Raw genomic sequence first — 14,260 nt, 5'->3', positions numbered from 1 at the left:
GACGGGGACACGATGAAGGGCATCCTGCTCGCCGGGGGGAGAGGTACGCGGCTGCTGCCCACCACGCTGGCGGTCTCCAAGCAGCTCCTGCCCGTCAACGACAAACCACTGGTCTACTTCCCGCTGTCGGTGCTCATGCTGGCCGGCATCACCGACATCCTCCTCATCACCACGCCCGAGGACGCCCCGCAGCTCCAGCGGCTCCTCGGCGACGGCTCCCACCTGGGCCTGTCCATCTCCTACGCCGAGCAGCCCGAGCCGAACGGCATCGCCGAGGCGCTGGTCATCGGCGCCGACCACATCGGCGACGACCCCGTCGCGCTCGTCCTCGGCGACAACGTCTTCCACGGCCACAACTTCCAGGAGCTGCTGCGGCAGGCCTGCCGCGACGTGGACGGCTGCGTGTTGTTCGGCTACCCGGTCAGCGACCCGCACCGCTACGGCATCGCCGAGGCCGACGCCGCCGGGCGGCTGCTGTCGGTCGAGGAGAAGCCCGCCGCCCCCCGCTCCAACCTGGCCGTCGTCGGCCTCTACCTCTACGACAACGACGCCGTGGACATCGCCAAGAACCTCGCCCCCTCCGGCCGGGGCGAGCTGGAGATCAGCGACGTCAACCGCGCCTACCTGGAACGCGGCAAGGCGAGCCTGGTCCACCTGGGCCGCGGCTTCGCCTGGCTGGACGCCGGGACGCCTGAGTCCCTGCTGCAGGCCGGCCAGTACGTCCAGCTCCTGGAGCAGCGGCAGGGCGTCCGGATCGCCTGCCTGGAGGAGATCGCCCTGCGCATGGGCTACATCGGCGCCGAGGACTGCCACCGGCTCGGCGTCGCGCTCGGCTCATCCGCCTACGGCCAGTACGTCATCTCGGTGGCCGAGCAGTTCGGGAACAGAAAGCAGGAGGCACGACCATGACGTTGACCATGCCGTACACGGGCGGGCCGCCCGCGGGAGAGGGCGAGTCCGGGACGGCCGAGCTGCGCCGCGCGGTCCAGGACCTGGAGCACGAGATCTACCGCCGCCGGGAGCTGATCGACCAGATCCGCGAGCGCATCACCCTGTTCGGGCCCCGGCAGGGCGGCGAGGGGGAGGCCGGCGGCACCGTGGAGTACCTGGCGGGCACGCTGGAGGTGCGCGGCTTCCTCAAGACCGCCTCCGACGGCTGCCGGGAGGAGGTGCTGGTGCTCCAGGCCGGCGGCGTGGTCGAGGAGCTGTCGGACACCTACGTCGGGCTGGTCGCCCGGGGCGTGACCGTCCGCATCATCTGCCAGCACCGCAACCGGGCCGACGTGGCCACCCGGATGCGGCTGAAGCGCCTCACCGACGCCGGCGCGATCATCTACACCGTCAGCCACGTCCCCAGGTCGGCGATCGTGTTCGACCGCTCGCTGGTCGTGCTGTTCGGCGTGGGGGAGGCGGCCGAGGCCAACGTGGCCCGCGTGCACAACCAGGGCATCGCCCAGTTCCTGCTGGACCTGTTCACCCACCTGTGGGAGACGGCCACGCCGCTGGAGGGCATCGACTTCGGCTACGCGGGCGTCGCCGACGACCTGCAGCAGTCCATCGCCGCGCTGATGGCCAAGGGGTACACCGACGAGGTGGTGGCCAGGAAGCTCGGCATGTCGGTACGGAGCTGCCGCCGCCACATCGCGACCATGATGCGCGACCTGGACGCCACCAGCCGTTTTCAGGCGGGCGTCCAGGCGGCCAGGACCTTCCTCAACGGGGGCCCCGGCGGGGGCTGAACCCCGGGCATCCGCTCACGCCCGGCCGCGCGTCGCGACCGCCACGCCGGCCAGGGCGCGGGCCCGCTCCACCAGCAGCTCCACCCCGAGCACCAGGTCCGCGAAGCTCATCGCCGGGTCCAGGCAGATCCGCACCGAGCAGTTGGCGTCCTCGGCCGGGACGCCGATCGCGGTCAGCACGTACGAGGGCTCCTGCGAGCCGGAGTTGCACGCCGACCCGGTGGAGACCGCCACCGTCCGCAGGCTGGAGACCAGGCTCTCGCCCCGCACGCCGGGCAGCACCACGTTCAGCACGTGCGGCACGCTCGCGTCCGGGTCGCCGTTGACCCGCAGGCCGGGGACGCCGGCCGCCAGCACGTCCAGCGCCGTCGCGCGCAGCTCCCTGACCCGCCGCCACTCGGCGTCCAGCCGGGCCGCGGCCAGCTCGCACGCCTTGCCCATCCCGACCACGAGATGCGTCGGGACGGTGCCGCTGCGCAGCGCGTGCTGCCCGCCGCCGTACGTCACCGGCCGCAGCCGGTGGCGGACCTCCGGCCGCACGTACAGCGCTCCGACGCCCTTCGGGCCGTGGATCTTGTGAGCCGACAGCGCCAGCGTGTCGGCGCCCGCCTCGCGCACCGCGATCGGGATGCGGCCGGCCGCCTGCGCCGCGTCCGCGTGCAGCAGGGCCCCGACGGCGTGGCAGAGGCCCGCCATCGCCGCCACCGGCTGCACGACGCCGATCTCGCTGTTGACCCAGGCGGCCGTGGCCAGCCGGGTGTGCAGGTCGAGCCGGGCGGCCAGGTCGTCCAGGTCCACCTGCCCGCTGGGCCGCACCCGCATCGTGCGCGCCCCGACGCCGCGGGCGGCCAGCGCCTGCCCGACGGCCAGCGACGACTTGTGGTCGATGGGGCAGAAGAAGGCGTTGACCGGGGCGCGCTCGTCGTGGCCGAACGCGCCGAGCAGCGCGATGTTGTTGCTCTCCGTCGCGCCCGAGGTGAACACCACGTCCCCGGGGTCCGCGCCGATCAGCCGGGCCACCGACTCGGCCGCGCCGTCCACCGCGCGCCGGGCCCGCTTGCCCAGCACGTGCGGCGAGGCCGGGTTGCCGTACTCCTCCCGCAGGAACGGCAGCATCGCGTCGAGCACCTCGTCGTCCACGCGGGTCGTGGCGCAGCCGTCCAGGTAGATGACCTTTGTCCCCGTCGTCCCCGTCGTCCCTGTCGTCTCCGTCATCGCCGTCACCGCCGGAAGGTGCTGACGGTGACGAGGTTGCCGTAGATCTCGTCGGCGGACATCTCGCCGCTGCCGCCGGGGTCGGCGATCACCACCCGCATGCCGGGCAGGTCGTACAGGCTGAGCGCGATGTCCACGCCCGTTTCCACCGGCATCAGGCACTCGCCCGGCGCGAAGATCAGCAGGTTGCGGTGCCCCGCCCGGTACACCTCCGACACCATCTCGGTGATCTCGCCGGCGCAGCCGGTGATGCCGCAGCTGATCAGCGTGCGGTAGTTGCCGTCGGCGTCCAGGAAGGCCACCTCGGTGTCCCGGGAGCCGGTCTCGCGCGGGCCGGGGTCCAGGTAACGCTTCTCCAGCCGGCCCTCCTTGACGAAGCGGTCGGCGGCCTTCTGGAAGCGGTACTTCAGCCAGGTCTCGGGGAAGGCCAGCGGATGCTTCCTGCTGGGCAGGACGCTCTCCTGCGACAGGCCGGCCTCGCACAGCGCCTTCTCGTACGAGGCGGGCAGCGCGGTCAGGCCCTCGAAGAACTCCGCCCGCAGCTCACTGGCCGGGCGGCCGCCCGTCGGCACGTACTGCCAGTCGTTGATCAGCAGCAGCAGCCGGGCGTCGGCGCCCGCCGCCGCGTACTCGTTCAGCAGCTCGATCGACATCCGCCAGGTGTAGCCGGGGAAGATCCCGACCCGGCCGGCGATCCGGCCGCGCATGGTCTCGTCCTGCTGCTCCTCGATGACGCCCGGCGTCAGCCGGCCGGACGACGGGTCCTCGAACAGCATGAAGTGGCCGCCCATGACCACCAGGTCGCCGAGGTCACCGGCGGGCAGCTCGCGGGCGATCGCCTGGCGCAGCTCCTGCTCCGAGGCGACCAGGCGGCGGCTCTTGGCCACCTGGCCGGTAAGGGTGTTGTCCATGACCATCTACTCCGAGTTGCTAGGGATCTGGGTGGAGGACGGGCTTCGCGGGCCCGGCGCCAGCCGGGTGGCCAGCACCCCCAGCGGGGTGGGCCCGCTGAGCTGGTGGAGGGTCAGGCCCTCCCAGCCGAGGCCGCTCAGGCGGGCCAGCACCTGCGGGATGCGCAGGGCCTGGCCGCCGGCCAGGACGTAGCTGTCGGACGGATCGACGCGGGACAGGCCGTGCGTCTCCCGTACGGCGTCGGTGAGCGCCCGCAGGGCCGCGTCCGGGGCGGGGACGGGGACGGGGGCGGCGGGGTCCGGGTGCCCGGGAAGCGGGGGAGGGGCGGGCGGGGGCGGCCCGGCGGCCCGCGCCGCGGCCCCGGTCTCGTCGCCCGCGGCGGCGTCGTGGGCGAGCACCAGGGACTCCATGCCGCGCAGGAACCACTCGACGTCCGCCGGGCCCATGACCGCCGCGGCGGCGTGCAGCGACAGGGAGACCGCGTCGCACCACTCGTCCACGCGCAGGTAGGTGTCCAGGCCGCAGCGGGCCCACGACAGCGGCGCCGGGTTCCAGGTGAAGGCGGTGCGGCGGCCGCGGTACTCCTTGGTGCGCTGCTTGATGAAGTTGACCTCCGAGCCCAGCCGCACCTCGCCGCCGCGCCGGGAGCCCTCGCGGGAGATCATCTCGACGACCTTGTCGTAGGGCACGTACGAGTGCTCCTTCGCCCGCTCGAAGCCCTCGGCCAGCCGCCGCAGCAGCACGCCGAACGGCGGGTCGCCCGCGGCGTCCACGGTCACCAGCATCGGGGAGAACATGCAGGTCAGCACGTCCGGGTAGGGATGCGCCTCGCGGTTGCCCGCGAACACCTGGCAGCCGACCGTGCGCTGCCCGGTGTAGAGCGCCATCATCGCCGCGTACGCCGCCACGGGCACCAGCGACGGCCACACGCCGTGCCGGGCCGCCACCCGCCGCCCGGCCGCGAGCAGCGCGGGCGAGACCAGCGTCGCGTGGCCGGCGCCCTCGGCGGGCCGGCGCCGGCGGGCGAACGGGTCGCGCGGCAGCCGCGCCACCCCCTCCTGCCAGTACGCCATCGACCGGGCCGCGACGATCGCCGCGTCCGCCGACGCCTCGTGGCGGGCCAGGTCGGACGGCTGGGCGCGGACCGGGGCCAGCGCGGCCGGGCGGCGGGCGGCCAGGCCGGTGGACTGCGCGCGCAGCTCCCGCTTGATCTCGCCCAGCGTCCAGACGTCCACCGCCAGGTGGTTGAAGACCAGCACGCACTGCCGGGGCACGCCCCCGGTGGTGACGAGGCAGGCCCGGACCGGCCACTCGCGGGACAGGTCGAACGGCCGGCGGCCCAGCTCGTCCAGCACGCCGGCCGGGGCGGGGGTGCCGTCCCGCTCCGTGGTGACCACGGTCACCGGCAGCGGGCCCGGCGGGTCCACCCGCTGCCCGGGCTCCGGGTCGAGGTGGTAGGTCGTGCGCAGGATCTCGTGGCGGCGCGCGAGATGGCTGAGCAGCGCCCGGCACTGGACGACGGTGAGCCCGGCGGGCACCTCGAAACGCAGCACCACGTGCGTCTCGTGCTGGTGCTCGGGCGGGAGCTGATGGACGCGCAGCCACATGTAGCGCTGCCCCCAGCACAGGCTCGCGGATTTCATCAGGCATTCACCCCAGCGGAATTCGCGCTATCCGAATACCACGAGAATTGGCCGTCACCCGGCCCCGGGGCAACGGGTGCGCGATGGCCGGTTCGGCACGGCACAACCTGTCAGCGGCCGGCATATTGACCGGGGCCCCTGGATTTCGGCAGCCTTCGATAAAAAGGGTTGATCCTGGAGATGGGGGCTGGGCCATGCTGGACATACCCGACGGTTTTCAGAGCATTCTGCGGACGCATCTGCCGTACGCCGATTCCGGCACGCTGGCCCCGCAGGACGAGCTGGGCGCGCTCGGGCTCGACTCGATGGGGGTCGTGCGGCTGCTGGTGGACGTCGAGGACGCGTACGGGATCGAGCTGCCCGACGAGCTGCTGAACGAGTCCACCTTCGCCACGGTCGGCTCGCTCTGGCAGACGCTGGCCACCGTGTGGCCGCCGCTGCGTTGAGCACGCCGACGCTGGGCTGAGCACGCCGACGCTGCGCTGAGCACGCCGATCCCGGACGGCCGCCCCACCCTCGCGGGGGCGGCCGTCCGGCGTGCGGGGTGCGGGGAGCAGGCCGGGGTCAGGGGCGCAGGGCGGCCGCCGTGGCGCGGCGGTCCACCTTGCCGTTGGCGTTCAGCGGCAGCGCGTCGAGCAGGGTGATCGAGCGCGGCACCATGTAGCCGGGCAGCACCTCGGCCACGCCCCTGGCCAGCGCCGCCGGGTCCAGCCCGGTGCCCGTGCAGGCCGCGGCCAGCCGCGGCTCGCCGTCGGCGTCCGGCACCGCCAGCACCACCGCCTCGTGCACGCCCGGCCGGCCGCGCAGGGCCGCCTCGACCTCGCCCAGCTCCACCCGGTGGCCGGAGATCTTCACCTGCTGGTCCAGGCGGCCCAGGTGGACCAGCAGCCCGTCGCGCCAGGCCACCCGGTCGCCGGTGCGGTACCACAGCTCCGGCGGCACCCGGCCGTCCTCGGGCGGCTCGGCGGGCGTGCCGTCGGAGCGGGCGAAGCGGCCCGCGTTCTCCTCGGGGTCGGTGTAGCCGGGGAAGCGCTGCACGCCGCGCAGGCACAGCTCGCCCTCCGCCGCGGGCCGGCCGGCGCCGTCCAGCACCAGGTGCTCCACCCCGGGATAGGGCAGCCCGATGGGCACCGTCCCGTTGGCCGTCTCCGGCCAGCGCTCCGGCTCGGCGGGCAGGCGGTACTGCGTGCAGCTGATCGTGACCTCCGTCGGGCCGTACAGGTTCTCCAGCACGCCGCCAGGGGCGGCGGCCCGCCACGCCCGCGCCTGCTCCAGCGTCAGCGGCTCGCCGCAGAACAAGCTCCAGCGCAGCGACGGCATCGACCCCGGCGCCAGCCGGCGCCGCCGCGCGGCCAGCGACACCACCGACGGCACGCTGAACCAGTGCGTCAGCCGCTCGCGCGCCACGAACGTGGCCGGTTTGAGCAGGTCGTACGGGCCCGGGACGACCAGCGTCGCGCCGCCGCCCCACGCGGCGAACATGTCGAACACCGACAGGTCGAAGGTCAGGTCGAAGGTCTGCGACAGGCGGCAGCCCGGCCCCAGCCCGTAGCGGGGGACGACGTGCGACAGGTACGCGTCCACGCTGCGGTGCCGCACCGGCACGCCCTTCGGCACGCCGGTGGAGCCGCTGGTGAACAGGACGTAGGCGGGCGCGTCGAGGTCGGCGTCACCGGTGTCGGGGACGCCGCGCGGCCCGGCGTCCAGCCGGTCGAGGCGCACCGACAGCGTCGCGGCCGGCAGCACGCACGGGGGGAGCGCCGCGTCCGCCAGCACGAGGTCCAGCGCGGCGGCCGCGGCCACCGCCCGGTTGCGGGCGTCCGGCGCGGCCGGGTTCAGCGGGACGGCGGTCGCGCCGAGCCGCTGGACGGCCAGGTAGCCGGCGAAGGCGAACAGGCCGCGCGCCGCGTACAGGCCCACCCGGGCGGGCGGGCCGCCGCAGGCGCCGGCGATCTCCGCGGCCAGCCGCCGCGACAGCGCGTCCAGCTCGGCGTAGCTGTGCCGGCCGCCGCCCGCCTCCAGCGCGATCCGGTCGCTGTGGCGGGCCGCCGAGTCGGCGAACCACCGGTAGAGCGTGCGTGGCATGGCCCCTCCACGATGCGGGCTCACTGGTCAGGGACGTCGGGATCGGGGGCGGGGGGATCGGGGACGCCGTGATCGGGGGCGTGGGGATCGGGGACGTCGGGCGGGAACAGCGTGGGGGGCGGCGCCGTGCCCGCGCCCCACAGGTCCTTCAATGCGCGCCCCGGGTCGGTCACCGCCAGCCGCACGCCGGCGGCGACCGTCCGCATGATGTCGGTCATCGCCGCGGCGGGCAGCACCTCGGGATCGGCCAGCAGCAGCACGCTGGTCCGGCCGCCGCGCACCTCCACCCGCACCCGGAACGCCTGCCCGTACTGCTGGGCCAGCGGCGTCCAGGCCAGCTCGGCCGGGGCCGGGTCGCGGGCGTCGCTCGGTCTGCGGTCCACCTGGATGTAGTTGAACCAGGCCCGGAACAGGTGGTTCATCCAGCAGTCGTGCCCGGGCCGCTCGCCCAGCTCGCCCGCCATGACGGCGATCCGGTCGAAGTCGTAGCTGGAGTGCCGGTAGGCCCTGGCGCTCGCCCAGTGCAGGCGCTTGACGTGCTCGGCGAGCGTGGCGCGCGGGTCCACGCCCGCGACGAACGGGATGAGCTGGTTCATCGTGCCCACGTTGTGCTGGTCCTCGGGCGCGAACCGGTTGGACGACATCAGGCTCAACGTCACCCGCTCGGTGTCCAGGTGGCGGGCCAGGCCCGCGGCCACGAACGCCATCAGCACCGCCGGGGCCGTCACGCCGTGCATCCGGCCGGCCTCGGCCGCGTACCCGCCCAGGGCGCGCGAGTGCAGCGTCAGCTCCAGCCGGTCGCGCTTCACCCGGGCCGGCAGCGTGGGCAGGGCGTCCATCAGCCCCTCGGCCAGCACGCCGCGCCAATAGCGCTCCGAGCCCTCCTGCCGGGCCCGCCACGGCTCCTCCCGCTGCCGCCGCGCCAGCTCGCGCGGCGCGGGCCCGGTCACCGCCGTCGCCCCCGGGTCGGCCAGCAGCGCCTTGAACTGGTCCTGCAGGTGGTGGATCGACCACAGGTCCACGATCAGGTGCGAGAACGTCAGCGCCATGTACAGCGGGGCGCCCCGCGAGCTGACCAGCCGGGCCCGCCAGTTGAAGTCGCCCTCCACCGCGAACGGCACCGCCAGCATCTCGTTCTTGACCCGCTCGTGCTCGCCGGGGTCGGTGACCACCCGGTCGTCCAGCTCGACCGGCGGCTCGGCCCCCTCGTGCACCCGCTGCACCGGCGTGCCGCCGACCTCGTGGTAGGTGGTGCGCAGCGCCTCGTGCCGCTCGGCCAGCCGCCGCAGCGCCCGCATGACCCCGTCCGTGGAGGCGCCGCGCAGGTCCCAGGTGCTGGGCAGGTTGGCCTCCGCCAGCCAGTCCCGCGGATACCGCTCGACCTCCCGCCAGCTGAAGAGCTGGCCGTGGCTGAGCCGCGCCTCGACGGCCATGTCATCCCCCTCCGCAGCTTTCTCCGTCCGTCATTCATCGCGGAGGTGAATGGCCGGGGTCAAGGCCGGCGCGGCGGCGGACGGTGGCCACAAATGGTGGCAACTTCATGCCGCTGGCGCGGGCGTGTGCCGGGGCGGACCGCCACCTTAAGGTCGCACTGTCTATGTAATAGCCGCGAACTCCACGGCTGTCGAGTAATTGCGCGCAGCCGTCCGGATAAACCGTCGGCGTCGTGAAACGACGATTCCCGAGGCTTTTTGAGGTGGCGCATTCATGGCTGGTGAGTCGACGCAGCGGGCCGTACAGGACGAGCCGGCCGCCGTCGCGGTCGTCGGCATGGCGTGCCGGCTGCCGCGTGCCGCCGGCCCCGAGAGCTTCTGGGAGCTGCTGCGCGCGGGCGTGGACGCGGTCACCGAGGCGCCCGAGGGCCGCCGCGGGCCCGGCACGGCCTACCCGCGCGGCGGGTTCCTCGACGACGTGGACGGCTTCGACGCCGCCTTCTTCGGCATCTCCCCCAACGAGGCCGCCGTCATGGACCCGCACCAGCGGCTGGCGCTCGAACTCGCCTGGGAGGCCCTGGAGAGCGCCCGCGCCGTGCCCGCCACGCTGCGCGGCAGCGCCGCCGGCGTCTTCCTCGGCGCCATCTCCAACGACTACGCGGCCCTGCAGGACCGGCTCGGCCCCGAAGCGCTCGGCCGCCACGCCTACACCGGCGCAAACCGGGCGATGATCGCCAACCGCGTGTCGTACGTGCTGGGCCTGCGCGGCCCGAGCCTCACCCTCGACACCGGCCAGTCGTCGTCACTGGTGGCCGTCTGGATGGCCGCCGAGAGCCTGCGCCGCGGCGAGAGCGACCTGGCCCTGGCCGGCGGCGTCAACCTCAACCTGCTGCCCGAGACCACCACCGCCATCGGCAACTTCGGCGCGCTGTCGCCCGACGGCCGCTGCCACGTCTTCGACGAGCGCGCCAACGGGTACGTGCGCGGCGAGGGCGGCGCGCTGGTCGTCCTGCGGCGGCTGGCGGACGCGCTGGCGGACGGCGACCCGGTGCACGCGGTCATCCTCGGCGGCGCGGTCAACAACGACGGCGGCGGCGACGGCCTCACCGTGCCCAGCGCCCCCGCCCAGCGGGAGGTCATCACGCTCGCCTGCGCCCGCGCCGGGGTGCGGCCCGAGCAGGTGCGCTACGTCGAGCTGCACGGCACCGGCACCAAGGTCGGCGACCCGGTGGAGGCCGCCGCCCTGGGCGCCGCCTACGGCTCGGCCCGCCCCGCGGGCGACCCGCTGCTGGTGGGCTCGGTCAAGACCAACATCGGCCATCTGGAGGGCGCCGCCGGCGTCGCCGGGCTGCTGAAGGTGGTGCTGTCGCTCAAGCACCGCGAGCTGCCGCCCAGCCTGCACTTCACCACGCCGCCGCCCGAGATCCCCCTGGACGAGCTGCGCCTCGACGTCGTACGCGAGGCCAGGCCCTGGCCCGGCGGCGCGGGACGGCCGGCGGTGGCGGGGGTCAGCTCGTTCGGCATGGGCGGCACCAACTGCCACCTCCTCCTGGCCGAGCCCCCGCCCCCCGCCGCGACACCCGCGACCGACCCGGAGGCGCAGGCCCCCGGGCGGGCGCCGTGGGTGGTGTCGGCGCGGACCGAGGGCGCGCTGCGCGAGCAGGCCGGCCGGCTGGCCGCGCTGGCCGCGGACCCCGGCGCCGGGCCGGACGACGTCGCCCTGAGCCTGGCCACCAGCAGGTCCGCGTTCGAGCGGCGCGCGGTCGTCCTCGCGCCGGACCGGGGGACGCGCCTGTCCGCCCTGCGCGCGCTGGCCGCCGGGCAGCCCCACGACGCCCTGGTGACCGGGACCGCCACCGGCGGCGGGCACGCGTTCGTCTTCCCCGGGCAGGGCTCGCAGTGGCCGGGCATGGCCCGCGAGCTGCTGGCGTCCTCGCCCGAGTTCGCCGCCCGCCTGACCGAGTGCGCCGAGGCGCTGGCCCCCTTCACCGACTTCTCCCTCCTGGACGTCCTGCGCGCCCGCCCCGGCGCCCCCGGCCTGGACCGCGTGGACGTCGTCCAGCCCGCCCTGTGGGCCGTCATGGTCGGCCTGGCCGGGCTGTGGCGCGCCCACGGCGTCGAGCCCGCCGTGGTCGTCGGGCACAGCCAGGGCGAGATCGCCGCCGCCACCGTCACCGGCGCCCTGTCCCTGCCGGACGCCGCCCGCGTCGTCGCCCTGCGCAGCCGCGCCATCGCCGGCATCGCCGGCCGCGGCGGCATGATGTCCGTCGCCGCCCCCCTGGCCGCGGTCGAGGAGGCCGCCGCCGGGCTGCCGGAGCCCGTGCACGTCGCCGCCGTCAACGGGCCGCGCGCCGTCGTGGTGTCCGGCCCGCGCGAGACCCTGACCGCGCTCGCGGCCAGGCTGGACGGCTGCCCCACCAAGATCCTCCCGGTCGACTACGCCTCCCACTCGCCCGAGGTCGAGCAGGTCCGCGACGAGGTCCTGGCGGCGCTGGCCCCGATCAGGCCGGTGAGCACCGCCACGACGTTCGTCTCCACCCTGACCGGCGAGCCGATGGACACCGCCGGCCTGGACGCCGGCTACTGGTACCGCAGCCTGCGCCGGCCCGTGCGCTTCGCCCAGGCCGTGCGGGCGGCGCTCGGCGCCGGCTGCGAGCTGTTCGTCGAGTGCAGCCCGCACCCCGTGCTGGTGGCGGGCGTGGAGGAGACGGCGGAGGAGGCCGGCCTGGACGTGTCCGCCACCGGCACGCTGCGGCGCGACGACGGCGGCCCGGACCGGTTCGTGCGCTCGCTGGCCCAGGCCCACGCCTGGGGCGCCCCGGTGGACTGGGCGCGGCTCTGCCCGCAGGGGCGGCTCGTGGACCTGCCGACGTACCCCTTCCAGCGCCGCCACCACGCCCCGTCCCAGGCCGCCGTCCCCAGGCCGCGCGTGCCCGGCACGGGCACGTCACCGGCCGGCGGCGCGGCGGTCGAGGCCGGGCCGGTGCAGGACGGCGCGGCCACGGCGGCACGCTCCCGCGAGGAGCTGCGCGGCCTCGTCCTGTCCGCCACGGCGCGCCTGCTCGGCTACGAGGACCCGGCCGACATGCCGGCCGGGCGCACGTTCAAGGACCTGGGGCTGGAGTCGGCGGGCGCCGTCGAGCTGCGCGACCGGCTGCGTGCCGCGACCGGGCTGCGGCTCCCGACCGGCCTGCTCTACGACCACCCGACCCCCGACCGGCTCGCCGGCCACCTCCACGCCCTGCTCGCCGCCGCCTCCCTCCAGGACGCGGCACCCGCCGCCGAAGCCGCGTCGGCCGCTCCCGCCTCCGCCACCGCTTCCGCCGCCTCCTTCGCCTCCGCCGCCGCCTCCTCCTCCGGTGGCGACTCCGACTCCTCGGGCGGTGACGCCGTCGCCGTGATCGGCATCGGCTGCCGCTACCCCGGGCAGGTCACCTCGCCCGAGGACCTGTGGCGGCTGGTCCTGTCCGGCACGGACGCGATCGGCGACTTCCCCGCCAACCGCGGCTGGGACCTCGACGCGCTCTTCGCCGCCGGCTCCGGCCGTACCGGCACCAGCGACACCCGGCACGGCGGCTTCGTCCACGACGCCGACCTGTTCGACCCCGCCTTCTTCGGCATCAGCCCCCGCGAGGCCGCCGCCATGGACCCGCAGCAGCGGCTGCTGCTGGAGGTCTGCTGGGAGGCGCTGGAGCGGGCCGGGATCGACCCCGCCGCGCTGCGCGGCGCGCCCGTCGGCGTGTTCGCGGGCGCGATGGCCCCCGACTACGGCCCCCGCCTGCACCAGCCCACCGGCACCGCCGACGGCCACCTGCTCACCGGCACCGCGCTCAGCGTCGTCTCCGGCCGCGTCTCCTACACGCTCGGCCTGCGCGGCCCGGCCATCACCACGGACACGGCGTGCTCGTCCTCGCTGGTCTCGATCGTGCTCGCCACCCAGGCGCTGCGGCGCGGCGAGTGCTCGATGGCGCTGGCGGGCGGGGTGACCGTGATGTCGAGCCCCGGCATGTTCGTGGAGTTCAGCAGGCAGGGCGGCCTGGCCGCCGACGGCCGGTGCAAGGCGTTCTCCGCCACGGCCGACGGCACCGGATGGGCCGAGGGCGCCGGCGTGCTGCTCCTGGAGCGCCTGTCCGACGCCCGCCGCAACGGCCACCCCGTCCTGGCCGTGATCAGGGGCGGCGCGGTCAACCAGGACGGCGCCAGCAACGGCCTCACCGCCCCCAGCGGGCAGGCCCAGCAGGAGGTCATCCGGCACGCCCTGGCCGACGCCGGGCTGGCGCCCGCCGACGTGGACGTGGTGGAGGCGCACGGCACCGGCACCCGGCTCGGCGACCCCATCGAGGCCGAAGCCGTCATCGCCGCCTACGGCCGGGAGCGCCTGGCGGACCGGCCGCTGTGGCTGGGCTCGGTCAAGTCCAACATCGGTCACACGCAGGCGGCGGCCGGGGTGGCGGGTGTGATCAAGATGGTGATGGCGCTGCGGCATGGGGTGCTGCCCAGGACGTTGCACGTGACGGAGCCCACTTCGCATGTGGATTGGTCGGCGGGTGGGGTGCGGTTGCTGGTGGAGCCGGTGGAGTTGGCGGGGCCGGCGCGGGCGGGGGTGTCGAGTTTCGGGGTCAGTGGGACGAATGCGCATGTGATCGTGGAGAGTGCGCCTGAGCCGGTGGGGGTGGGTTCGGGGGAGGTGCCGCTGGCCGGTGCTGGTGTGCTGGTGTGGGTGGTGTCGGGCAAGAGCGCGGGGGCGTTGCGGGCGCAGGCGGCACGGCTGCGCGAGTACGCCGCGTCCCTGGCGGACGACGAGCTGCCCGCGGCCGGCCGGGAGCTGGCCCGGCGCGCGCAACTGGCCCACCGGGCCGTGGTCGTCGCCGCCGGCCGCGAGGAGCTGCTGGCCGCGCTGGACGCCGTGACCGACGCCCGCCCGCACGGCTCGGTGATCACGGGCGTGACCTCGGGCGAGACCGGGACGGTGCTGGTGTTCCCGGGTCAGGGGTCGCAGTGGGCCGGGATGGCGGTGGAGCTGCTGGATTCGTGTGCGGTGTTCCGGGAGGCGCTGCAGCGGTGTGATGCGGTGGTGCGGTCGTTGACGGGGTGGTCGGTGGCCGGGGTGTTGCGGGGGGAGGCGGGGGCGCCGGAGTTGGTGGGGTCGGCGGTGGTGCAGCCGGTGTTGTGGGCGGTGATGGTGTCGCTGGCGCGGGTGTGGGCGGCGGCGGGGGTGGCGGCGCAGGTGGTG

At 75.2% G+C, this 14,260-nt stretch carries 9 protein-coding genes; 4 read left to right on the top strand and 5 right to left on the bottom strand.

Annotated elements, in window-relative coordinates:
* Nucleotides 1–12: 12 nt before the first annotated feature.
* Both rfbA and AB0H75_RS44970 read left to right on the top strand, forming a co-directional pair.
* Entirely contained in the window at nt 13–909 is an 897-nt protein-coding gene (gene rfbA, locus AB0H75_RS44975) for a glucose-1-phosphate thymidylyltransferase RfbA (RefSeq protein WP_367807188.1), read from the top strand.
* Nucleotides 906–1,739, top strand: coding sequence for a hypothetical protein (locus tag AB0H75_RS44970; RefSeq protein ID WP_367807186.1), 834 nt, complete (start codon nt 906–908; stop codon nt 1,737–1,739). The genes rfbA and AB0H75_RS44970 overlap by 4 nt, the downstream gene beginning before the upstream one ends.
* 15 nt (nt 1,740–1,754) lie before the next feature.
* Here the strand turns inward: AB0H75_RS44970 and AB0H75_RS44965 are convergent, their stop codons facing one another.
* From AB0H75_RS44965 to AB0H75_RS44955, 3 genes are read right to left on the bottom strand one after another with little or no spacing between them, the layout of a single operon-like run.
* Nucleotides 1,755–2,954: a cysteine desulfurase family protein gene (locus tag AB0H75_RS44965; protein ID WP_367807184.1), complete on the bottom strand. Its 1,200-nt coding sequence runs from the start codon at nt 2,952–2,954 to the stop codon at nt 1,755–1,757.
* A gap of 5 nt (nt 2,955–2,959) precedes the next feature.
* Nucleotides 2,960–3,865, bottom strand: coding sequence for an LPD16 domain-containing protein (locus AB0H75_RS44960; protein ID WP_367807182.1), 906 nt, complete (start codon nt 3,863–3,865; stop codon nt 2,960–2,962).
* A 6-nt stretch (nt 3,866–3,871) separates the two neighbouring features.
* Nucleotides 3,872–5,509: a condensation domain-containing protein gene (locus AB0H75_RS44955; RefSeq protein ID WP_367807180.1), complete on the bottom strand. Its 1,638-nt coding sequence runs from the start codon at nt 5,507–5,509 to the stop codon at nt 3,872–3,874.
* Between the two features lie 194 nt (nt 5,510–5,703).
* Between AB0H75_RS44955 and AB0H75_RS44950 the strand changes: the two genes are divergently transcribed.
* Complete coding sequence (locus tag AB0H75_RS44950; protein WP_367807178.1) at nt 5,704–5,955, top strand: phosphopantetheine-binding protein; 252 nt, start codon at nt 5,704–5,706, stop codon at nt 5,953–5,955.
* 118 nt (nt 5,956–6,073) lie between these two features.
* Here AB0H75_RS44950 and AB0H75_RS44945 read toward each other — a convergent pair whose 3' ends face one another.
* Together AB0H75_RS44945 and AB0H75_RS44940 are read right to left on the bottom strand one after the other, a co-directional pair.
* Nucleotides 6,074–7,594: an amino acid adenylation domain-containing protein gene (locus AB0H75_RS44945; RefSeq protein ID WP_367807176.1), complete on the bottom strand. Its 1,521-nt coding sequence runs from the start codon at nt 7,592–7,594 to the stop codon at nt 6,074–6,076.
* Between the two features lie 20 nt (nt 7,595–7,614).
* A complete protein-coding gene (locus tag AB0H75_RS44940) occupies nt 7,615–9,027 on the bottom strand; it encodes a condensation domain-containing protein (protein WP_367807174.1) in 1,413 nt (470 codons plus the stop codon).
* 274 nt (nt 9,028–9,301) lie between these two features.
* On the opposite strand from AB0H75_RS44940, the gene AB0H75_RS44935 reads away from it, so the two are divergent.
* Nucleotides 9,302–14,260, top strand: a 4,959-nt coding sequence (locus AB0H75_RS44935; RefSeq protein WP_367807172.1) for a beta-ketoacyl synthase N-terminal-like domain-containing protein, incomplete at its 3' end; no start/stop codon positions are given.

The sequence above is a fragment of the Nonomuraea sp. NPDC050783 genome (assembly GCF_040802095.1).
Classification (GTDB): domain Bacteria; phylum Actinomycetota; class Actinomycetes; order Streptosporangiales; family Streptosporangiaceae; genus Nonomuraea.
This window is presented reverse-complemented; position numbering and strand designations above follow the sequence as displayed.